Raw genomic sequence first — 20,654 nt, 5'->3', positions numbered from 1 at the left:
AACGCGGTGTTTGCCCTGCTCAGAAGCTCCGCGATAGGTGTCCGGGGACTTTCCGGCGAGGAGGCCGATGAACGACTGGAGCGCGAGGGATCAGCTCGCCGCCCTCCTGCGGAAGCTGTACGGGGACGCCAAGGCGGCGCACGACGAGATCTCGTACAACCGCATCAGGATCGACCTGGGCATCTCCACGTCAACGCTCAGCGAGTGGCTGAAAGTTGAGGGGGCGACGGCGCCGATGGACGCGAACGTGGACAAGTACCGGCGCCTGATCACCTACTTGGAAGCGAGGACCGGGAAGCCCCCTCGCCAGTCCCGGTTCTGGGAGCAGGTGATCGGGGACGCCATGGCGGAGAGCCGCAGAAACAGAGGCGGACGACCGTCACACACCTCCCGCTCCGCCCCTGCCCCCCTCTTCCGCTCGGTCCACACAGCGCCGGGGCACCTGGCCCGCGAGCTCGTCGGACGGCAGGCGGATCTCGACGCGCTCGCCGAGTCGAGCCGGAGCGGACCCGCGTACTCCCAGCTGCTCGCACCGCCCTGGTCCGGCAAGACCGCGCTGCTCGCCGCCTTCGTCACCGGCCACGTGCCGCACGACGTGGACCTCATCGCCTACTTCGTACGGCGCGCCACCCCGGCGAACAACGCGCGGAACTTCCTCGACGAGATGACGGCCCAGCTCAGCCTCCTCGTCGGGAGCAAGAAGCCGAGCCGTTTCGACGAGGCCGCCTTGTTCTCGCTGTACGAGCAGGGCGCACGGACAAGTCTGCGGCACGGCCGGGAACTCCTTCTGGTCGTCGACGGGCTCGACGAGGACGCCGAGGCGCGCCTCGACCGGCAGAGCATCGCCTCTCTGCTGCCCAAGGACCCGCCCCCAGGGCTGCGGGTCCTCGTCAGCAGCCGCTGGCACCCGCCCGTACCGGCCGACGTGGAAGGGGACCACGCGTTACGGAGCGCCGTGGTCATCCCGGGCTTCCGGCCCTCCCCCGTCGCGCACGGGCTGCGCGACGCCGCCCTCCGGGACCTGACGGTGCTGCTCAGGGAGCCCGAGGGCGAGGAGGTCATCGGCCTGCTCGCCCTGGCCCGCGGCGGTCTCGGCCACCAGGACCTGGCCGACCTGATGGAGCTGGGCGGACGCGCCACAGCGCCGTCCCCCTTCCGCCTGGAGTACCTACTGCGCAACGTGGCAGGGCGGGGACTGGCACCGGAGGACCTGGAACCGGACACGTACGTCCTGGCGCACGACACGCTGTACGACACGGCCACGCACCTCCTGCCCCGCCGCGCGGTCACCGACCTGACGCGACGGCTGCACCACTGGGCCGACGCCTACCGCGCCGAACGGTGGCCGCCAACAACCCCCCTCTACCTGCTCAACGGCTACCCGGAACTCCTCCGCAGCACCGGCGACACCACCCGATTCACCGCCTTCGCACTCGACCACCGCCGCCTGCTGCGCCTGGCCGACCACGCGCGCACCGACCTCTCGCTGGCCTCACTCGACCACGTCACGTGCATGAGCCACGGGCTGGACGCCTTGGCCTCGGCGGCCGCCTCCCGGTTCTTCCTGGAGCGGGAGCGTCGTGCTGTGCCCCGTGACGTCCTCCGGGCCTTGGCCCGGGCCGGGGACACCGCGTGGGCCCGGTCCCTCGCCCGGTCCCCCCAGGACCCCGCGTCCAAGGCGATACGGCTCATCACGGTGGCACAGGCCCTCGTGGAGACGGGGCGCCCGGGCGCGGGGGAGATCGCCCGGGAAGCCGCCGACTGGGCGGAACGGGCCCGGTACCAGAACGCCCTGCTGGCCCCGGCGGAGGAACCCGACACGGAGGGAATCGTGGCGCAGGTCACCGTCGTGCTCGCCTCGGCGGGGGAACCGGACGAGGCGATCCGACTCCTCGACACGATCGACGTCTGCCACCCCCTTGCCTTCGCGGCGGCGGCCGACACCGCCTCCCTGCTCCACGACTCCCACCCCGCCTTCGCCACCCGACTCCTCGACGAACTGTGCGACGAGGCAGACCACTTGGCCTACGAGGCGGACGAAGGCAGCGCCGTCGCGGTGGAGATGTGGGCCGCCGTAGCCGCCGCCGACCCCCGGCGGACCGACCCGGTCCACCACAGGATGGCGGAGTTCGGCCGCTGGCTGGACGTGACGTCGGCAGGGCTCGCCGCCGTCGACTGCCCCGCCCTGGCCGCCTCCGTACTCGCGAGGGCCCGACCGGACGACGCCCGCGCCCTGGCAGACGCCGCGCTCCACAGGATGGACGGACTCCTGAACGCCCCGGCGGGAGACAGGGTCCGCGAGACGCTGGCCCGGCTGGTCCGGGCCCTGCTCGACGTCGACGGCACGCCAGACCGGGCACGGGCCTTGCTGGACAGCGCTCCCCCGGAGGCCACGGCCAGGGCCCGTATGACGCTCGCCGACGAGCCCGACGAACCGGACGAGTTGCCGGCGAGGATGCGGCACCTGGCGGACATCGGCGACGGCCCCCGCGCGCGGCTCGCCCTGACCCAGGCCACGCGACAGGCCGGAGGCACAGCCGCCGGCGCGAACCCAATTCCCTGGCTGCCGCTCCTCGCCGGGGCGCTCGCGCACCACGACGCCTCCTGGCTCGCTGAGGCCCACATGCTCCTGGCCCGAGCCTCGGACCCCTGCCCCTCCCTTCCCGTCCGGATCCTGACGTCGGCGTCCCTGGCTCACTCCGGCGCGGGACGTTCCGGTCAGGCGTTGCGGTACGCGGAAGAGGCGGAGGACGTTGTACGGAACGTGGACGTCACGGACTCGACGGCGCCCCTCGTACGGGGACTGGTCGCGCAGGCCTTCGCCCACGCCGGTCAGGCCCAGCGAGCGGCGCGGTGGTCCGCGCCGGACGCGCGCGGGCGCTCCGGTCGGGCGCGACGTCACGACCGGCGCGTGGCCCTCGCCGTCGAGGTGGGCCTCGCCCCGGAGGCCATCGTTCCCGGCGTCGAACGCCCCGGCCTGATGAGCGGCTACGGCACGCGGCTCGCTCACGCCGTACTCCGGATCGCGGCCGGAAAGCGAGTGGAGGCCGACCTCGTCGCGCTGGAGGACGAGGCACGCGCACGCGGCGCCACGGAGCCGCTGCTCAGCACGGGCCTCGCGCTGCTCCACACCGTGCTCGGCGCCCCGGACCGCGCGCTACGCGCGGCGGCGCGCCTGACGGATCCGGTGGAGCGGGCCACGGCTCTGACCACCGTGGCCGCGCACTTGGCGGGCGTCCCAGCTCACCTGGACGTGGCCACCGTGACCGGCGACGCCTGGGCAATCTCGTTGCTGCGCGTTCTCGCACGCCAAGCGATGCCGGGCCACGCGGGCGACGACACCACGGTGAGGGACGTGCTCCGCGATGTCCTCAGCACCAGCGGCTGGTACGAGGCCCTGCCGGTCCTCGCCCGGACCGCGCCCGAGGCCGTATCGGCGGTCGCCGACGTCCTCGACCAGCATCGACAGGCGCGGCAAGAGGGGCCATGAGCGATGCTCCCGGTCGGGAATGTCCATCAGGGGCGGTCAGACGGCCACATACGACGGTGGCCCCACCGGACCGAGTCCGCCGGGGCCACCGTGCGATCGCCTACCGCCAGGCCAGGTGTCACGTTTCTGCACCTGCGCCGCGCAGTGGGGCGGGTGGGACTCGAACCCACGGCCGACGGATTATGAGTCCTTCGAGGATCTTGGCGGCTCTTGCCGATCAACGCCGAATCTCTACGTTTCACCAGGTCAGACGGCATGTTCTGTTCCTGACCTCGTCGGCCCTTGTCGACCTGTTCCTCTCCTTGCGTCCGGAACGTGTCCCGAACACGTCCCGGCGGGACGCCCCCACAGGAAGGCCGCAGGCATCGCTCCAGATGAGCCGCGGGCAGTGAACCTCCGCGCAGCGGATTCCCCTTCCAACGCGCAGAGGCCCCGCCCCTGTACCCGGGGCGGGGCCTCAAGCCTGTCTTCTTGCAGGCTACGTCGCTTCCCAGCCTATGCCTCTCGTCGCCCCTGCTTCAAGGCTGCGCAGCCATATCCATAGGGCGCTAGAGTGCCGCACGTGTCGACGGAGACAGGCGGCTTCTACACCCCGGCTTCGCTGCAGATGGCAGCAGTCGAACTCATGCTCGTCGATGAGGTTCATCTCGGGAGTGTGCGCCTTTCCAACCCTCGCCTCAGCTCAGGCATCGCCCTGCACTACGTCGGCTCCGGGAAGACCCACACTTTCCTCACCCTCCTCCACCACGCGCGCCTGCAGAAGGAGGCGGAACGCCGCGCGAGGCTGTTTGACCTTGACGTGGTCGCCTTGGCGCGCCGAATCGCGGGTTCAGCAGAGGAGGCAATGGGATTGGCCTCTTGCGTGTCGCCGCTCGCCCATCGTGGTGCGTGGACTCTCGTCGGACACTCCGAGCAGATCGACGAAGCCGCCTTCCACCAGCACCAGGCGAAGTTCCATGCAGCAGTAGTGGCATGGCTGACGGAGAGCTTGCTGCATGCTGCGGTGTCCCTCGCCGCCACGGTGGCTCGTGATGTGCGTCGGGATACTTCGCCGTGTGGAGTACTGGGCCTTTCCGCGTGCCGCGTCCCGCGGGCCCCTGGTTCGCCAGAGTGCGCTGCTTCGTTCGCCATCGCCGCCTGACGCCTCTTGCGTATGGGCGGCTCTCGCCCGTATTTCGAGAGGTAGATCTGTGGACGGTCCCACTCTGTGGGTGCTCGCGGTCTTCGGTCTCATCAGCGTCGTGTGCGTGATGGGAACCCGTCTGGCTAGTGAGGTGGAGGAGCTTGTCGCCGCTTGGAGCGGCGTTGTCGAGCGGCTGCGTCGTCGCCGAGATGAGGGCCAGGACGACGAGGAGGGCCAGGGTGGTGGGGAGGGCCCGTGACTTGAGCGCGAGGTCGGAGCACTGCGCGGTGCACCGCCGCCTTCGCGTTCGCCGAGGGGCACGCCTGTGGCGCGCCCCTCGGTCTCACGCACTACACAGTGCTGGCCTTAGGACGGCGCTTGGGCGGGCGCTTACGGTCACGTCGCTGCGTAACGGCCGACTCTCGTTTGCCTGGCTGCTCTGGAGTTGCAGGCTCCGGAGTTGAGGCAGGCGCGACGGCCTCGCGTTGATGACCTGCCGTGGCTTCTGGCCTCTCGTGGCGTGCGGCGCTGGCGAGCGGGTCCTGCGTACTCCCGTCGCCCTGAGGTTGTGCACCTTCCTCTATCACCGGGTCGGCTTGAGGATCGGGCACGAGCTCTCCGACGGCGGATGGGGCGCCCCTCTCGTCGACCACGTCGACGAGAGCGTGGTTGAAGAGGTCGATCCATGGGCGGTGGCCGACGTAGCCCGGCTTGTAGTCGAAGGCGGGGAGGAGGTGGTCTTCGAGGGTGCGGAGGATGATGTGGGTGGGGTCTTCGTCTTCCTCGCTGAGGAGGGTGGCCGCCTTGTTGTAGCGGTGCCCTTCGGGGAGGCGGGCGGCTATGTGGGCTTCGTGGGTGGCTCGTTCGGTTGGGGTGGTGGCGTCTGGCGGTACGGGCGCGGCGTTTCCGGTGATCCACAGTTGGACGGCTGCTCCGCCGAAGACGGGGCGGAAGCTGATGGCTCGGCCGTCGCTGCAGATGAGGTGGGCTGCCCCGTCGTTGGGGGCGTTGGGGTTGAGCGTCCAGTCACCGCCCAGCAGTTGGGCAAGTGTGGTCGCCGCGTCCTGGACGGCGGCGTCGGTGATGAGCATGCGTGTTTCTCCAAGAGGTGTGGTGCTGGTGGTGCGTTGGGCCCGCCCGCGCGGGGGCGGGCCCGGTGTCGCTATGCAGGGCGGACTTCGTCGCCGTCGTTGAGGAGCATCGAGAGGCTGGAGCCGCTGTCCCAGGCGATGTAGAGCTGGGCGAGGTTGGCGTCGTATCGCTTGACGGTGCCCTTATCTCCTTCAGTGAGGTCGGTGTGCGGGTCTGTGGTGTGGACGAGCGCGATGCGGTCGCCTCGCTGGTAGGTCACGTGAACTCCGGTGGTGTCGTATGCCGAGGCAGTAGCGAGGGGCCGGCCGCCCCCCTCTTGATGCTTCTATTCTATATGCATTCAAGGGAGGGGCAAGATCACCCGTGCCTAAATTTTGGAGTTCTCGCAGGTCAGGCAGCTATGGCCTGCACTAGCGCATCGGCCTGCTTGAGGGCCGCGAGGAAGGCGGCCTGCGACTGAAGCCGATCACGGCGCGCCCAAGACTCGCGCGCCTCCTTCGCCGCCCTGGCCTGAGGGTTACCTTCGACCAAGGTGTCGGCGCACGCGATCAGCACGTGCGGGCCGAGATCCCAGATGATCGCGTTGACCGCGGCACCGGCGGCGGCGACCGGGTCGATGTCCGTGAGGGACCAGCCGACGTTGTGCGGATCAAGGCCTCTGTCGCGAAGGACCTGTGCGGCAGCTCGGTACATGCCGCCCGTTCCCCCCGCGGGCTCGTCGAAGGACACGCCGGGCCGGAGTTCGACGTCGTCGAGCACCATGCGGGCCATCAGTTCGGCGAGACAGGGCGGCGTGTGGACCTCGGCCAGCGAATCCCTAGCGCCGGGCGAGCGCATGATGGTGAGCAGCGCGCCCATGACGTCGGTGGTGGAGCGGGCGTCGGCTTTGTCGCTGCTGGTCAGGTGCAGGAGGCCTCGGGTGAGGGCGGCTTCAACGACCGCCCGTACGGCACAGGCTCGCCTGGGGTGCGGGTCCTCGTCGTCGACCCACTTGTGCAGGGGGGTGGCCCTGTCGATGAGGTCGGGGCGGATGATCCACCAGCGGGCCCAGCACTCGCGGAAGGCCTTCAGGAGCTGCGTGTCGTTCAGGCTGAGCCACCAGTCGGCGGCGAGGTATGCGTCCGGGCCCCGTAGTGGCCACAAGGCGAGGGCGGCGACGACGCCCAGGGGGACTTCGATGCCGTCCCCGCCCTGGTTGTGGTGCCACGCATAGCTGACGGCTTCGGCGATATCGAAGGCGGTCTCGTGCGGGTCACGGCTGATGGGCCGGTAGTGGTGCAGCTTCGGCTTGTCCGGGATAGGGGTGCTGCGAGCGCGGGTGAACAGGGTTGTCGGGGCGGGTGCTGGCGGTAGGTCGGTGAGGATCCGGGGAGCCGGGGCGATGGGGGCGGTCGGGGCCGGCGGCTCGTCGGGGGCCGTGGCGAACAGGTCGAGTTGGCTCATCTAGATCTTCCGTCGCGAGGGGTATCTGGGCCTGTGCGGGCCGGTCTTGAGGTGCCAGTCCGGCCCGCACGGGAGTGTTACTGATCGCGCCGGGAGTAGCCCTGGGCGTCGTCGTTCTCGGCTTGCCTGGCAGCGAGCTGAAGCATTGCGGCGAGTTGATCGGCAGGGATTTCAGCGAGGAGCTCGGGGAAGGTGAGGTGCCGCAGGGATGCCGGGCGGTAGGGGTATCCGGAGCGCACGGTGACGGCGATGTTGAGGACGAGTTGGTCGGTCTGCTCGTCATCGAGGCCGAGCTGGCGGCCCATGCACCTGAGGGCGTCTGGGTTGCCGAGGACTGCGGTACGGGGTACGGCCCGGAGGGCGCGCTTGGCGGCGGAGGCTTGCCGTTGCAGGTAGGCCTCCCAGAGCAGTCGGGCATCAATGTCTCGGCCGTCGAGGGTCAGGGCGCGCCAGGACGCGGAGGCACGGAAGTGCGGGGTGCGGATGGCTGCGCTGAGGCACTGGGCCGGGGTGAGCCCGCTACGCGCGATGGCGGGGTGGGATGCTCTGGCACGGTACTCGTCGACGGTCGTCTTCAGCGCGGTGTTGACGCTGTGAGGATGTATGCCGAGGCGGTCGATGAGGCGGGCGCGCAGGCCCTGTAGTGCGTTGTACATGCGGGTCTCCAGGAGGGTTATCGGGTGGGTCGGGTGCGGTCGAGGTGGGCGTTGGCGGCGGCCCGGCGGTGGGGGTTGGTGACGAGCTCTTGCGCCCAGATGCGGGCGGCGATGTCGCTGGCCGCGTCCTCGTCGGACGCGTTGATGACGTAGGCGCGGTGTCCGGCCTGTTCCAGCTCGGCACACCGCTGGTCGTGGGCGTCGGCGTCGCTGGGCGGGGGCTCGACGGCGACGGTCTCCATCTGAGTGGGGCTCGGCTCGTGGAAGATGACCCACCACGTCCGTATTGGCGTGTGCACGGTTCTCCTTGGGTTGGGACTGGCGGGGGTCGGCCGCGGGCACTTGACGAGGGCCGACCCCGGCTCCGGGTCAGCTCTGCTTGGTCGGTGAGGGGTAGTGGGCGAGGAGGTCGGTCATGGCGCGGGTGATGTGGTCGATGAGCGTGCGGATGCGTCGCCTGTCTCCGCGCAGGTACAGGGCCATGTCGAGGAGTTGGGGCGCGCCGGTGTAGTTGAGGAGTTGCCGGTACTGCTCGGCGGTGAGCGTCGCGAGGTCGTCTGGGCGCAGGGCCCATGCGGCGGTCGTGGCGTGATCGGCGAGGCGGACTGCGTCGCGGAGGAGGTCGTTGTCGGGGTTGCGGGTGAGGAGGAGCAGGCACATGGCCCCGAAGTGGTGGTCGGGCGTTTCGAGCGGCGGGGTCGCGGGTTGCTGGGACATGGGTTCTCCAGGTGTGTGTGGGGCAGACACCCCAGTGGATTCTTTTCTATGTGCATTCCGGTCATAGGGGGCCGCCCCCGGCCAGGCGGGGCCGGTCAGGCAACCTCGCCAGAAGGGGGCAGTCCGGTGAGCGGACCCACGGCGCGCGGGGGCAGGCCTCGCGGGTTTACGGGGAGCGGTATCGCGAGGTCACGCGGGTCGGGCATGGGGTGCACGTAGTAGTAGCCGGGCGGGTGAACTCGGAGGTCGGCCAGCGCGGCAAGGAAGGCCGCGTCGGCCGCGAGGCCATCCCATGCGGCGCCGGGGGCCCGCAGAAGGTCGAACTGGAGCAGGAGTCGCCCGTCATCACCGTGCAGGCGCCACAGCACATGACGCGAGGGCGCATCAGCCCTGGTGACGATGATCGTCCTGATGCGCGGCTCGACCCTGGCCGCGGTATGACCGAGGCGCCGCAGGATGGCGCGGGCGAGCCCGCGGGTGGCCTGGCAGACCTGGCGGTCGGCAAGAGGGCACGGGTCCAGCAGAGACATGCACACCTCCTTGGTGTGGGTTCCCCGGCGGCCGGGAGCGACCGCCCCCGGCCGCCAGGCTTGACTGGCGGTGTCAGGAGGCCGGGACGATGAGGCCTTTCATGCAGAGGTCCTCAAGGACGCGGCTGGCCGCCCCGGCAGGCAGGTGGTCAGCGGCGATCAGGCCGTCGTCGGTCCAGGCGAGGACCTCGACGATGAGGTCGAGGAGCGATTCGGGGAGCATCTGGCACCAGAGCTCATAGTCGGAGCCCGGGAACGAGGTGGCGCATGTTTCCCGGAGCGAGGCCGCGATGACGTCGGCCAGCCGGTCCGCCTGTTCGGAGCTGATATGTGCGGCACTCAGGCGCTGACGAATGCCCGCGAGGCTGAAGGGGTCGGTCACGATCACTCCCTGGGTAGCGGAAGGGCTCCCCCCTTCCTTCTACTTCTATTCTATATGCATTAAGGGTGAGGGTAAGATTTCCGGTGAGATTTTTCGATCACCGGTGGTGCTATTTCTGCAGGTCGCGGCGTGCACCTACCGGCGGTAGCTCACGGATGTGGAGGACGAGACGCGCGCCTTCAACCACGTGTCCGAGGCGCATGTCCGGTCCGACGACCCGGGTGTGGTCGTCATCCTCCAAGACCCCTTGGTCCACGAGCCCGTCGACGCACGCCTTGAAGCTGGGGTACCAGTTAGCCGGGTCTCGCCGCTGCCGGTTCTGCGGGTGGAGCACGCCGATGATGTGCGCGCGCTCCAGCTGTGGGATGCCGCGCGCGGCCGCCCAGGACGCGCGGCGCAGCACCTTGGTGAGTTCCGCGCGCCTGAAGGGACTCAACCGCTGGTTCGCGTTGAGCAGCAGCAACCGCGGGGGCAGGGCCACCCGGAACCTTCGGCCGGGCAGGCCTTCGAACCACTCCTCGGCATGGACCTCTTCGGAGCCAGGGCCACTGCTCGTGCCTCTCCGGGGCATGGTCACCCCTTCTGGTCCGGCTGGACGGGAACGACCGTCAGCACTCCGGCTCGGGCCAGCCGCATCGCCAGGGACGCTTCGCGCCCGCGGGGGTGCGTGGCGAAGCCGGAGCAGATCGCCGGGGTGTCGGTGCCGAGGGTTGCGTGGCAGACGATGTGCCCCTCCTCGGCGAGCGCCGCCTTGAGCATGCCCGCGACGCGTCCGGGCTCCAGGCCCATGGGGTTGCCCGGCCGGAAGATGCAGGTGCGGCATCGGTCAGAGCAAACCCGTACCGTCCAGGTCTGAGGGTCAGCGACGTCGTGCCGGAGCCCATCGCCTGTGTAGGTCGCTGTGCTATTCAACGGCGGCCGCCTCGTGTGAGCTCGCCGACCGCTTCCCCGGTCGCGGCGAGCATGGTGCCCAGGCAGGCCGGCAGCAGCGCCGGGTCCGGGGAGGTGTAGGCGGAGACGAACAGGGCCATGGTCGTGTCGGTGTCGCTGTTGAGGAAGGCAGCGATGAAGCGCGCGGTGAACAGCTGCTCGGCCGTCAGGACATCCTCCGGGCTGGCTCCGTGGGGGGTTCGTACGCCCCAGAAGGCTGCGCCGGGTTGGAGTCCGTGCATCTGGGTGAGAGCGGCTTGGGCCACGACGGCGAGGCCGCAGGCGACGCCGTACATCTCGGGGAGGGTCTGTGCTTCGGTGAGGTCGGCGAGTTCCCTCATGGCCTCGCCGCGGCGGCCGTCAGCCCAGAGGCCGACGGTTTCCCACACGCGCGCGGCTGTGGCGTCCTGGTTCACCGGCCTGCTCCCTTCGACGGCTCGGTGGGCCGTTGGTCCGTAGGTCCACGGCGGCTGACGGAGGGGGTGGTGTAGGCCATGGCTTCAACCGGGATGTCCGCGTAGGAGCCGTAGGTGCGGCGGCACACGGTGCCGCAGCGGGTCAGGCTCGTGGTGTGCGAGTCGGGGTCGTTGCTGCCGATCAAGTGCGCCCACCGCTCGTACACGCCGCGGGCGGGCTGGTGCAGGTGCAGTCGTACGCCGATGCCGCGGTCCTCACCGTCGTGGATGATGGTGACGAACTCGATGCCTGGCGCGGACAGGTCGGGGTTGGCCTGGGCGATGAGGGCCACGGCCGCGACAGGGCCAAGGAGTTCACGCATCGCGCGATGGTGTGTCATGGGGTCTCTTCCGTGCTGGTCAAGGTGGTGGGGAGTTCGAGCTGGTCTGGCATGTCGCGGAAGCGCAGGCATCTGGGGCACTGCTGCTCGACGGCGCGCCGGTGAGCGCGGACTCCGGCTGCGGTGCCGCACGACTTGCGGATCACGGGCGGCGGCAGTTCGCCGTGGTCCGCCTCCGGCAGGGCCTCGATGACCTCCCCGTTGAGCCAGATCCGGCCGCCGCACACGCCGGTGAACTCGCTCTTCGCGGGAATGACTTGTCGGATGCAGGGGGCCCGGTAGGGGCAGTGTCCGCAGACGTAGAGGACGGGTTCGCAGATGGCGACCAGGTCCTCGCTCGTGTTCCAGCGGTCCTCGGCCACGGCGAAGTCGGGGTCGCCCCAGCAGGGGGCGTGGCCGGTGACGTGGGTGCCGGGCAGGGCGCTGCGGAATCCGGTCACAGGACGGGTTCCAATCGCTTGCCGATCCACCTGGCGACGTTGACGCTGACCGCGTTGCCTGCCTGCATGGTCTGTTCGGCCTGGTTGCCGTAGACGACGTACCTCTCCGGGAACCGCTGTCCCAGGAGCTGTTCGCGGGGCTTGAGCATCCGGAAGTAGCAGTCGTCGACCCGCGGGGCGCTGCGCACGAGGGCGGCCGAGTCGCGTGTGGACAGGGTGTGGACGGGCTCGGCGGCTGTCTTGACGGCGGCCTTGCGGTAGGGGACGACGAGGGTGGTGTTCGCCTGGTCGGGCACGCGGCCGTTGTGGGTCACCAGGCCGTGGTGGTTGCCCTGGGCGGTGACGCTGGCCAGCGGGTTGCTGGCGGGGCTGGCGGTGGAGTGGTTGCGGAACTCGACGATGAACGGGTCCACGGTGACGAGGGCTTCGCTCTCGCGGGTGGTGCGGGTGCGCAGCGGCACGTCGAGCGGGGCGGCGTCGGTGTTCCAGGAGCCGCCGGTCGGCACCAGGAGGGCGTCGCCCTGCTTGGCTGTACGTGTGGGGAGCGGGCGGTCCTCGACGGCGTATGCCCTGTCTCCGCCGTCCTTGCCGTGGGTGAGGGTGATGGAGCTGGGCCGGTAGGGGAACTTCAGCAGTCCCGCGTGGATGCGGTCCATCGTGGTGTCCGCCAGCGGCTTCTTGCGGTCACCGATGCGCGTGCCGAGGTCGTTCCAGTTGATGATGTCGCTGGCCGGTCGCACGTACGGTTCGACGACGGCATGGCGGCAGCGTGTGTTGGGGCAGCGGTAGAGGTAGTCACGCCGGTACTTCCCGATGCGGACGCCCTCAACGTTCCAGGACTGGACGGCAGGCACGTCCTCGCCGCAGTCGGCGCAGGGGGCGAGCGGTCTGGGCTCCAGGTCCGGCTTGCGCATGGTCTTGAGGGTGAAGACGACGTACATGCGGTCGCGCCACTGCGGGGCGCGCACGTTGGTGTCGTCGCCGACGTGCGCGCTGCTGACGCACACGATCTGGTACTGGTAGCCGAGCAGTTCCATTGCTTCGAGCCACTTGGGGAACAAGATCCATTCGAGGCCGAACTCGACGACGTTCTCCACGACGATGGCCTTGAACCGCTTGGCTTCGGCGGCGCGTACGACGCACCAGCCGGTGACGCGGGTTCGTTCGAAGGCGTCCTTGGTCAGGGTCTCCCACTCGTCGCGCTCCTCCTGGAGCAGGTCGAGAAGGTCAAGCTGATGGGTTTCCCTGCGTCGTCCGCCCGCGGGGCTGATCTCCGTGCAGATGACTGATGCCCAGAGCACGTCGGCGTTGGGCAGGTAGCGCATCGGGAAGCCGGAGATGTCGATGGTCGCGTGCTCGGCGTTGGGGTGGTTGGCGGAATGCGTGTCGATCGCGAGTTGCCAGTGGTTGATCCCGAGGATCAGTTCGTATCCAGCTTCGACGAGGCCGGTACTGCTGCCGCCGGCGCCGCACAGCAGGTCGATGACTGTGGCCATGGTGGTGGTCGTTCTCCAAGAGTTCGCGCGCAGGCTCGGCCCCGCGTCGGCGGGGCCGAGCGAGGGACGGGTCAGTAGGTGCGCAGGCCGCCGAGCGTCTTGGCACGGCGCAGGAAGGCCATCCAGGACGGCCACGTCAGGTCGCCTACGGGCATCTCGGCGATGTCCGCGTTCGCCTGGGCCTCGTAGCTGGCCAGTGCGGCGGTGATCTCGGCGACGGTGACCAGGAAGCCGTCGTTGTACTCGAGCTTGTAGGCGGGGATGCCCTTCGGGTCGGGCTCCGAGGCGTCCTTGGCCGCTAGGTAGGCGGTCCGGTACGCGGCAACGCGGTCGGTGGTGGTCGTGTCGGGCTCCGCCCCGGGCAGGAAGTCCTCACGCGTCAGCGCGTACTCGGACAGCTTCGGGAACGTGGGGGTGGGCAGGTCGACGAGCATCCCGAAGTTGTTCATCGCGTCGAGCGTGCGCGGCATGGCCGTCCAAGCGAAGCGGAAGTAGTTCTCGTCGCCTTCGGCGTCCTTGCCGTCGGGGGTCTGGATGTAGATGTCGTATCCCATGAGGTGTTCTCCAAGAGGTCGGACTGTCCGGCCCGGCGCTGTTTGCGGCCGGGCCGGACAGGGTTCAGCAGCGGTTGGTGCGGTGGTGCTGGCCGCAGGTCGTACACCGCGGGCGCCGGTTGCGGGCCTGCCAGCGCAGTTCGTCGACGACGAGCACGAGCAGGCCGGAGGCGGTGGCGACGGCGAGCACGAGCAGCGCGTGCACGGCGTTCATCGCGTCACCTGCTCACCGCGGGCTGGGCAGGGGGCCAGGAGCTGAAGGCAGGCGACGAGGACGGCGTGGGCGTCGTTCGTGCGGAGCGCGTTGTCCAGAGCGGTCTGGACTTCGGTGCGGTCCTTGTTGTTCTGCACGTGCGCGACCAAGCAGTAGCAGCGCCCGCTGCTCGCTTGTGCCGTCGCCTCTGGCTTGCCTGCGGCACTCATCTGCAGATGGCCTGGCCGTCGCGGACGATGGACACGGTGACGACCTCGCCTGCGAGCACCCACACGGACACGGGCCATTCAGTGCCGCCCTGCTTGTGGATGCAGCGCCAGCCCTTGCCCCTCAGTTGCCTGTCGATGAAGCCCTCGTAGCAGGCCAGCGTCGTCTGGCGGGCGTCGGCGGGTCCGCAGAGCTTCCGGTTCAGGGGTTCGTGCTTGACCGTCGCTGCCTGGATGTAGACGGAGTACACGTCGGCGATCTTCGGCGCCAGATGGCGGTCAGCGACGAAGGCGGCGACGGCCTTCACGAGAGGGACGATGTTGTTGCGGTGCTCGGACTGTGTCCCGTCCTCCGTGGAGTCGTAGATCAGCTCGTCGACGGTCGGGTTGTCGAAGTGCATGCGCTTGACCTGGAACCCCTGGGCTTCGGCCGGGTCGACGGGCAGGTCTGCGACCGAGGAGATCCACAGATGCGAGCCGTCGTTGAGCTCGGCGGTGATGCCGAACATGCCGCCGCTGATCTCCACGTTGGTGAGGAGCGGCATGCAGCGCAGGGAGGTGATGAGCGGCTCGTAGGCGGTCCACAGCTTCTGCCACAGCGGGTCGCTTGTGTGGCCGTGCACCGGCAGGGGGGCCATCAGGATCTTGCTCACGGGTTCTCCAAGAGGTCGTGTGCCACGAACAGTACAGAGTTGGGATCTATCTTGGAACAGTCGGAAGCCTGATCAGCCGACCAGGCGAGGACCCGGCGGCAGCGCGGACCGCTCCCGCTCCCGCTCCCCCCGGGCGATGGCGGTCAGCGTCGCCAGTTCGTCGGCGCGACGCCGGGCGACGTCGACGATGAGCTGCGCCCGATAGGCGAGGCCGCGCGCCTGCGCGAGCGCATGATGGTTCTCGCGGGGGTCGAGGCGGAACTCGGCGCCACCGATGTCGTCAAGGAGTTCCTGGACGATTGTGTCGCGCATGAGCTCGGCCTGGCCGAGCCCGTTGAGGCAGCGTTCGCGCTCAACCTGCTCCTTGAGGTCACCGATGTCGATGAGCAGGTCGCCGACACCCTCGGGGTCTTCGCGGTACAGGTCGGCGAGGAGGCCGATCTGCTCGCGGGCGGCGGCGCCGCCATCGAGCACGAGCGCACCCTTGCGGTCGCGCCGGAGCGTAGGCAGGTAGGTCATGTCGTCCTTTCGGTAAAGAGAGGGCCCCTCCCTCTCTTTCTGATTCTATTCTATATGCATATCGGGGAATGTCCAGATTCCAGGACGAAAGATCACTCAGGGGGCAAAGTTTCTTTGCGCCTGCGGCCCTTGGCCTGGAGCAGGGCCTGCCTCGCCTCGCGGCGCGCCGCCTCCGCTGCCTCCGCACGCTCCCCGGCCTGCTGACGGCGGCTGCTCGCGCCCTGGTGCCACTCGTCCCAGAAGCGAGAGGCCTGCTCCCGCTCCACTGCCTTCAGCGCCTCCTGCTGCCTCTGACGTCCGGCGCGTGGATTCGTGCCGCACCCACGGCACGAGGCTGCGGGCCGCCCGCGATGCCGCTCACACCCCGCCGTCGACTCCTCGGTACCGGTGACTCCGGAGCTCGTGCCCACGGGAGCGGACTCCCTCACGGCGCCAGCCGTGGGGGGAGGGGGGACAGGAAGAGCAGAGGAAGGACCAGGAAAGGAAGGGGTTCCACCCGAGGAACCCAGTGGGTTCCCCCCGTGGAACCTCTCGGGTTCCCCTGGTGGAACCCTGCCGCTCTCGGCCCCCGGGTTCCCCCCGTGGAACCCTTCTTCGTCCGGGTTCCTCTCGTGGAACCCTCGCCCGCTCCCAGGGTTCTCCGCGTGGAACCCTGCATGGGCCTGCGGCTCCTCGATGGTGTGCGCGCGGGCCGCTTGCCTGGCTTCGACATCCTGGTAGGTCATGGCGGGCTTGGCCGGTGATGATCGCTTCACACCAGGGCGGGCCTTGCGGGGATTCTTCGGGGCCGCCTTGCGCGCCTCCGCGGCCGACTTCAGCTCTGCGGTAGTGGGGGTGGGCGGCACGCCGAGCGGGAAGACCCGGTACACCGCAGCGCGCCCCGCCTTTCCGGTCTCGACGCGTTCGACGAGCCCCTTGGCGATCAGTTCCGTGACGATGGTGATGGCGCGCTTGTCCGTCACACCGACCCACGCGGCGAGGCGAGTCAGGCCGGGCCGCGCAAGACGCGTCTCATCGTCGGCGCTGTCGGCGATCTTCATGAGGGCAAGCTTTTGGCTCTGGCTGAGCACGTCGGGCGGCAAGTACGCGGCCGCGATCATCAGTTGGATGGACACGAGTCCCCTTGGGCGGTGCGGGCATGGCGGCAGAACGGGGTGCCCCGCCCGGTCATGCCGGGCGGGGCTGGAGCAAGAACCGAGGTCAGGCCGGCGTGACGCTGATGACCGCGGGTGTCTTCCTGCCGGTCTTCCGTCGCGGAATGGGCAGACCTGCCGCCTTCAGGTTCTTCACCATGCGGTCGGCGTCCGGCTTCATCGGCACGGGGATGTCGGCGACCTCGTGGAGATCGACCATCGCCTCCACGTCGTCCCGCTCCTCGTCGTTGCCACCGCGCCACGAGAGCTTGTTGGCGCCGTAGATCCCTGCCGGGGACTGGTCGAGCTTCTTCCGGGCGAACTTCTTGATCCGCTCGCCCTCACTGGCCAGTTCGTGTCCCTTCACGTAGTCGGCGAGGGCCTGCTCACGATCTGCCTCGTTGCGGATGAGCGCGGCCTGTTCAGGCACTCCGGGCGCTGTGCCGGGCCAGCACTTTGAGCGAAAGGGGCAGTAGTCGCAGATGGCATCCAGGCCCGGTCCGTTGAAATCGCGGGGCATCTCCTCGGGGTCGCTGATCTCCCGTACGCGCTCCACCCACCACTGGGCCTCCGCCGCGCGCTGCGGGTCGAAGTCGATCTCCTGGATGTACTCTTCGCCGCTGTCGCGGTTGATGAACCGGAAGCGCAGCCGCTGGATGTCGAGAGGGCCCAGGCGCGACAGGTACCGCTGGCCCGGTACGTCCTCGAAACCGACCTCGCTCAACGCCCCCGCGTACAGGTGGACTTGACGCAGCTCGGCGACGGTGGCTCCATAGCGGCGGACGCGGTCCCACATGTACGTGGACTTGGTCTTCACGTCCTCCACGGTGAGCACATCGGCGGGCACGGCCGGTCTGTGGCGGGCGGGAAGACCGGCAGCGGTCGCCTTGTCGAGCTGGACGACGTCGACGTGGCCCCGGATCAGGGCGTCCTGGACACTGCGCTCCACCAGCCACCCGTACTCGGTACGCGCTGATTCCAGGAGGCCCTGGTGGATGAAGGTGCCGAGGATCGCGGCCCGCTTGTCGGGGTGATCGGTCGGCGTGACGCCGTGCAGGATGTACGCCGCGCGCCGACCGCACACGGTGTCGGACGCTCCGAGCTGGGTCTGCCGTGACCGGGGGCGGCGGGCGTCGACGTCATGTGCCGCGCTCCAGATGGAGGGGGCGCCGCCGTCAGCGACGGTGACTACAGACATGGGAGTTCTCCAAGAGATGAGGGCGGGCTGGTCACTGCTCGGCGTCGGCGTCCTGCTCTGCGGCCTTGCGTTTGGCTGCCGCTCGGAGCTTGTCGGCGTCACTCAGGGCCCCGTCGCCCATCTCCGGGCGGGGGTTGTCCAGTTCGGCGGCCCTCTGCTCTGCGGCGGCCCGGACGGTGGCGATCTCATCGCGGCTGAGGCGGTTGACCGGGTCAGGGACCGAGCGCCACAGGGCACCGAGGGCTGCCTTGTCGTCCAGGCCAGCGATGCGGGTGAGCCAGGGCTGCACCAGGTCACCGGCGAGCGCGGGCATGATGCGCGGCTGGGAGTCCACGGAGCAGCCGAGCTTGTCGAAGACGAGGTCCTCGATGCTGAAGTCGCGCAGAGCCAGCGGCCTTCCTTGCTCCACGCGTATCCGCAAGGAGCGGGCCTTGATGAGCTGGGGCTCGGAGTCGCGCTTCATCCGGACCCAGCACGTGGAGTCGAAGCCCAAGTCCTTCTGGGCTGCCACCTTCCACTCGGCGCGGCCTTGGATCGGCTGGCCGTTGTCGTCCGTCGCGCTGACTTGCTTGCCGCGTGCGAGCACGATGGCGATGCCGGGCAGAGTGCGGAGCAGGTAGATGACCCGGTTCCACCGCTCCAAGGCGTCGTTCCAGAGGTTTCGTCCGATGTCGTAGGCGGCATCCGGGTCCTGCGCGAGCAGGGCACGGTTCTTCCGCGTCCGGCGGCCGCGCTCGTAGGTCCAGTTGGTGAGCATGCGCCACAGCGCCGATCCCGAGTCGATGACCAGCACGACCGGAGGCTCCTGGGCGGCAGCGACACGACGCGCCTCGGCGTGCACCGCCTCCACCTGTTCGAGGATGTCTCGGTACGTGCCGTCGTGCACGATGATCAGGTAGTTGGCGCCCTCGATGGCGGCGTACTCGTCGGCCGATCCCTCGTCGAGGTCGATCCAGTACATCTGCCCGATGCGCTCACTGCGGGAGAACTCGGCGGCCGCGTACGTCTTGCCCGCGCCTTCCTCGCCCTCGATGAGCAGGAGAGGCCACGGGACGATGCCGGTCGGCTTGCGTGACTTGATCTTGATTGCGGGCTGTACTGCGGCGCCCGCTGGTGCGTTCACGATCTGGCTCCAAGAGGTCGTGGTCAGTCCGCGCGCAGGGCGCGGACCTCGAAAAGCGGTGCCCACTCCGGGTGTTCGGCCAGCAGCAAGCGGACGTACCTGGAGCGGAAGTTGTTGTTCAGGGCGAACTCGTCGCCGCGGGTCGCCGCGCCGTACTGGTAGCGCAGGAGCTCGAAGAGCATCCCGATGCTGATGCGGCTGAAGCCCTTGTCGGCGCAGTCGCCCGTCAGCCGGGCCAGCGCCCTGAGCACCCAGGGGTTCAGCGCATGGAAGGCCTCGAACCTCTGCTGGATCCCGACGTCGGCGGGATGGCGAACGGACTGAATCGTGCTGAACAACGGAGGCTGGTCAATCACGGCTCCCCCTCAGAGATAGTACGCACTCCGTGGAGTGTTGGAATCTATCTTTGATGAGGCGGAATGTCGATCGACGGCCTCGTCGAACCAACCTCTGGCGGACCCCTGCAGCGCAGCACGACACCCCTCCACATGGGCGGACACACCCCGTTCGGGGTAGTTTTATTCTATATGCATAGAGGGTAAAGATCAAGAATGCATGGCCCTGACCTGCGATTACTCGGTCGCGCGGCTCGCCGCGCGACCGCGCGGAATGATCTTCGAGCCGGGGCCGTCGTAGGTTCCCTCCCGCAGGACCTCAAGGACCTTCTCGTCCATGGTCCAGTCCACCGCTCGCGCCCCCGCCTGGAGAGCTGGCACATCGTCGACGATGGGCTCCAGAAGCCAGATCGGCGATCCTGAAAGCGTGTAGTCGGCAGGCCGGAACCGGCCCGACTTCACGGCGTTCCGCAGCAGTGCGCTGGACGGCAGGCGGAACAGCTCCACCAGCTCGGCCTGGCCGACGAGCGGGGGAAGCTCACTGACCTCTCGGACCCAGCGCCCCGGCGACTGCTCCGCCTCCAGGCGCGCGAGCTCCGTAGCGTTGAGCTGCCGCGGGCGCGGGGTCGTCTCACCAAACCGGCGGGCGAAGTCGAGAAGCCAGTAGGGGGAACCGCTGATGATCTTCGCGTACCGGTAGTCGAGGGTGCCGTCACGGCTGATCCACTGGCTGACCTGGAGCCGCTTCACACCGTAGAGGGCCGCGAACTCGGCCCCCCCAGCCAAGTAGGGCTTCCTCACCACTGGCCTCTCCTGGTCCGCCACCCCTGCGCCTCCCTCGATACCGACCTGTTTGCATATAGATTGTAACCAGGCGCGAGGCGGGGCTCCCCCTCCCCCATCGTTGGTAGGGTGGGTTTCTCCAAGAGGTCGAAGGCCCCCGCCGTGAGGCGGGGGCCTTCTTCCTGTCGCTCTTAAGTCAGTGACGTACCGTCCCACCGAAGAGCGGTCCCTCTGCGCGGTCAGCGATCATCGTCGCCATTTCAGCGGCGGTCTGAGAATCGAGCGGTAGCACCCTCCGCTTGCCGGGCTCGGCTGCGGACAGTTCCGCCGGGCAGCTCGCGGTAGCCTCGCGAACGCTCGTGTGGAGAAGCCCTCCGACACGCGCGTTGCGCTCAGTCAGCAGCCGGGCCAGCAGCTGCTCCTGCGGCTGGTCATCGAGCTCCGCCAGCAGCTTGCGCACCTCATCGAGAGTCATGTGCTGCTGATCAACTTGCATGTCCCGCCCCTCCGTTCGTCCAACCTTGGAGCCCACGATAGGACAGGCGCGGAACACCCGGAGTCCGCTTAGCGGCTCCCTCTACGCCATGGCCTGCTCGCCCTTCTCGTACTTGGGAGGCCGCGCGTACCCAAGCAGCCAGCCGAACCTGGGCGAAAGATGTTCTTCCGCGAGACGGAAGATGCCGTAGTAGACGAAAGTGACGATCGGTGTCAGGACCCCGGTGACGGCGGTCGCGTCGAGTTCCAGGCCGTGCCTCAGAGCGACAGCCACGAGCCAGCCGACCGCAGCCGGCACACCGGTCCTGAGCAGGGACGTGTAGAGGTTCATCAGGTTCCACTCCTT

General features: G+C 69.0%; 28 protein-coding genes. 2 read left to right on the top strand and 26 right to left on the bottom strand.

Annotated features, from left to right (window positions below; translation table 11 throughout):
• The first annotated feature begins 67 nt into the window (after nt 1-67).
• Together AC5WAM_RS28365 and AC5WAM_RS28360 are read left to right on the top strand one after the other, a co-directional pair.
• Nucleotides 68-3,490, top strand: coding sequence for a hypothetical protein (locus AC5WAM_RS28365; protein ID WP_495519259.1), 3,423 nt, complete (start codon nt 68-70; stop codon nt 3,488-3,490).
• Between the two features lie 562 nt (nt 3,491-4,052).
• Nucleotides 4,053-4,631: a hypothetical protein gene (locus AC5WAM_RS28360; protein WP_495519258.1), complete on the top strand. Its 579-nt coding sequence runs from the start codon at nt 4,053-4,055 to the stop codon at nt 4,629-4,631.
• Nucleotides 4,632-4,963: 332 nt separating this feature from the next.
• Here the strand turns inward: AC5WAM_RS28360 and AC5WAM_RS28355 are convergent, their stop codons facing one another.
• From AC5WAM_RS28355 to AC5WAM_RS28230, 26 genes are all read right to left on the bottom strand, one after another.
• Nucleotides 4,964-5,704: a hypothetical protein gene (locus AC5WAM_RS28355; RefSeq protein WP_495519257.1), complete on the bottom strand. Its 741-nt coding sequence runs from the start codon at nt 5,702-5,704 to the stop codon at nt 4,964-4,966.
• 71 nt (nt 5,705-5,775) lie between these two features.
• Nucleotides 5,776-5,964 carry a DUF4314 domain-containing protein gene (locus AC5WAM_RS28350; RefSeq protein WP_309248825.1) on the bottom strand — a complete coding sequence of 63 codons (189 nt, stop codon included), beginning with the start codon at nt 5,962-5,964 and terminating at the stop codon, nt 5,776-5,778.
• Between the two features lie 131 nt (nt 5,965-6,095).
• Nucleotides 6,096-7,148, bottom strand: a complete 1,053-nt coding sequence (locus AC5WAM_RS28345; protein ID WP_495519256.1) for an N-6 DNA methylase — start codon at nt 7,146-7,148, stop codon at nt 6,096-6,098.
• A gap of 77 nt (nt 7,149-7,225) precedes the next feature.
• On the bottom strand, nt 7,226-7,804 hold the full coding sequence (locus AC5WAM_RS28340) for a hypothetical protein (protein ID WP_495519255.1): 579 nt from the start codon (nt 7,802-7,804) through the stop codon (nt 7,226-7,228).
• Between the two features lie 17 nt (nt 7,805-7,821).
• Nucleotides 7,822-8,103: a hypothetical protein gene (locus AC5WAM_RS28335; RefSeq protein ID WP_172387144.1), complete on the bottom strand. Its 282-nt coding sequence runs from the start codon at nt 8,101-8,103 to the stop codon at nt 7,822-7,824.
• Between the two features lie 70 nt (nt 8,104-8,173).
• The gene (locus tag AC5WAM_RS28330) at nt 8,174-8,521 is read right to left on the bottom strand and encodes a hypothetical protein (protein ID WP_495519254.1); all 348 of its coding nucleotides are present in this window, start codon (nt 8,519-8,521) and stop codon (nt 8,174-8,176) included.
• A gap of 95 nt (nt 8,522-8,616) precedes the next feature.
• Nucleotides 8,617-9,051, bottom strand: a complete 435-nt coding sequence (locus AC5WAM_RS28325) for a hypothetical protein (protein WP_495519253.1) — start codon at nt 9,049-9,051, stop codon at nt 8,617-8,619.
• A 73-nt stretch (nt 9,052-9,124) separates the two neighbouring features.
• A complete protein-coding gene (locus AC5WAM_RS28320; RefSeq protein ID WP_495519252.1) occupies nt 9,125-9,433 on the bottom strand; it encodes a hypothetical protein in 309 nt (102 codons plus the stop codon).
• 109 nt (nt 9,434-9,542) lie between these two features.
• Nucleotides 9,543-10,004: a hypothetical protein gene (locus AC5WAM_RS28315; protein ID WP_495519251.1), complete on the bottom strand. Its 462-nt coding sequence runs from the start codon at nt 10,002-10,004 to the stop codon at nt 9,543-9,545.
• 2 nt (nt 10,005-10,006) lie between these two features.
• The gene (locus tag AC5WAM_RS28310; RefSeq protein WP_216678358.1) at nt 10,007-10,222 is read right to left on the bottom strand and encodes a hypothetical protein; all 216 of its coding nucleotides are present in this window, start codon (nt 10,220-10,222) and stop codon (nt 10,007-10,009) included.
• A 119-nt stretch (nt 10,223-10,341) separates the two neighbouring features.
• Nucleotides 10,342-10,779 (bottom strand): hypothetical protein, encoded by a 438-nt coding sequence (locus AC5WAM_RS28305; protein WP_495519250.1) that lies wholly within the window; start codon nt 10,777-10,779, stop codon nt 10,342-10,344.
• Nucleotides 10,776-11,141 (bottom strand): hypothetical protein, encoded by a 366-nt coding sequence (locus AC5WAM_RS28300; RefSeq protein ID WP_495519249.1) that lies wholly within the window; start codon nt 11,139-11,141, stop codon nt 10,776-10,778. Before AC5WAM_RS28300 ends, AC5WAM_RS28305 begins: the two co-directional genes overlap by 4 nt.
• 14 nt (nt 11,142-11,155) lie before the next feature.
• Nucleotides 11,156-11,599, bottom strand: coding sequence for a hypothetical protein (locus tag AC5WAM_RS28295; protein WP_495519248.1), 444 nt, complete (start codon nt 11,597-11,599; stop codon nt 11,156-11,158).
• The gene (locus AC5WAM_RS28290) at nt 11,596-13,095 is read right to left on the bottom strand and encodes a DNA cytosine methyltransferase (RefSeq protein WP_495519247.1); all 1,500 of its coding nucleotides are present in this window, start codon (nt 13,093-13,095) and stop codon (nt 11,596-11,598) included. Before AC5WAM_RS28290 ends, AC5WAM_RS28295 begins: the two co-directional genes overlap by 4 nt.
• 71 nt (nt 13,096-13,166) lie before the next feature.
• A complete protein-coding gene (locus AC5WAM_RS28285) occupies nt 13,167-13,649 on the bottom strand; it encodes a hypothetical protein (protein WP_495519246.1) in 483 nt (160 codons plus the stop codon).
• A 64-nt stretch (nt 13,650-13,713) separates the two neighbouring features.
• Complete coding sequence (locus tag AC5WAM_RS28280; RefSeq protein ID WP_172387155.1) at nt 13,714-13,863, bottom strand: hypothetical protein; 150 nt, start codon at nt 13,861-13,863, stop codon at nt 13,714-13,716.
• Complete coding sequence (locus tag AC5WAM_RS28275; protein WP_495519245.1) at nt 13,860-14,072, bottom strand: hypothetical protein; 213 nt, start codon at nt 14,070-14,072, stop codon at nt 13,860-13,862. Before AC5WAM_RS28275 ends, AC5WAM_RS28280 begins: the two co-directional genes overlap by 4 nt.
• Entirely contained in the window at nt 14,069-14,722 is a 654-nt protein-coding gene (locus AC5WAM_RS28270; RefSeq protein ID WP_495519244.1) for a hypothetical protein, read from the bottom strand. The genes AC5WAM_RS28275 and AC5WAM_RS28270 overlap by 4 nt, the downstream gene beginning before the upstream one ends.
• 72 nt (nt 14,723-14,794) lie before the next feature.
• Complete coding sequence (locus AC5WAM_RS28265) at nt 14,795-15,241, bottom strand: hypothetical protein (RefSeq protein ID WP_495519243.1); 447 nt, start codon at nt 15,239-15,241, stop codon at nt 14,795-14,797.
• Between the two features lie 92 nt (nt 15,242-15,333).
• On the bottom strand, nt 15,334-16,356 hold the full coding sequence (locus tag AC5WAM_RS28260; RefSeq protein ID WP_495519242.1) for a helix-turn-helix domain-containing protein: 1,023 nt from the start codon (nt 16,354-16,356) through the stop codon (nt 15,334-15,336).
• An 85-nt stretch (nt 16,357-16,441) separates the two neighbouring features.
• Nucleotides 16,442-17,572, bottom strand: coding sequence for a PD-(D/E)XK nuclease family protein (locus AC5WAM_RS28255; RefSeq protein WP_495519241.1), 1,131 nt, complete (start codon nt 17,570-17,572; stop codon nt 16,442-16,444).
• 31 nt (nt 17,573-17,603) lie between these two features.
• Nucleotides 17,604-18,695 carry an AAA family ATPase gene (locus tag AC5WAM_RS28250; RefSeq protein ID WP_495519240.1) on the bottom strand — a complete coding sequence of 364 codons (1,092 nt, stop codon included), beginning with the start codon at nt 18,693-18,695 and terminating at the stop codon, nt 17,604-17,606.
• Between the two features lie 23 nt (nt 18,696-18,718).
• The gene (locus tag AC5WAM_RS28245) at nt 18,719-19,051 is read right to left on the bottom strand and encodes a hypothetical protein (protein WP_495519239.1); all 333 of its coding nucleotides are present in this window, start codon (nt 19,049-19,051) and stop codon (nt 18,719-18,721) included.
• A 216-nt stretch (nt 19,052-19,267) separates the two neighbouring features.
• Entirely contained in the window at nt 19,268-19,816 is a 549-nt protein-coding gene (locus tag AC5WAM_RS28240) for a hypothetical protein (protein ID WP_495519238.1), read from the bottom strand.
• 193 nt (nt 19,817-20,009) lie between these two features.
• On the bottom strand, nt 20,010-20,309 hold the full coding sequence (locus AC5WAM_RS28235) for a hypothetical protein (protein WP_495519237.1): 300 nt from the start codon (nt 20,307-20,309) through the stop codon (nt 20,010-20,012).
• 81 nt (nt 20,310-20,390) lie between these two features.
• On the bottom strand, nt 20,391-20,639 hold the full coding sequence (locus tag AC5WAM_RS28230) for a hypothetical protein (RefSeq protein WP_495519236.1): 249 nt from the start codon (nt 20,637-20,639) through the stop codon (nt 20,391-20,393).
• Nucleotides 20,640-20,654 lie beyond the last annotated feature (15 nt).

This window comes from Streptomyces sp. JLYT201 (genome assembly GCF_059448825.1).
This window is presented reverse-complemented; position numbering and strand designations above follow the sequence as displayed.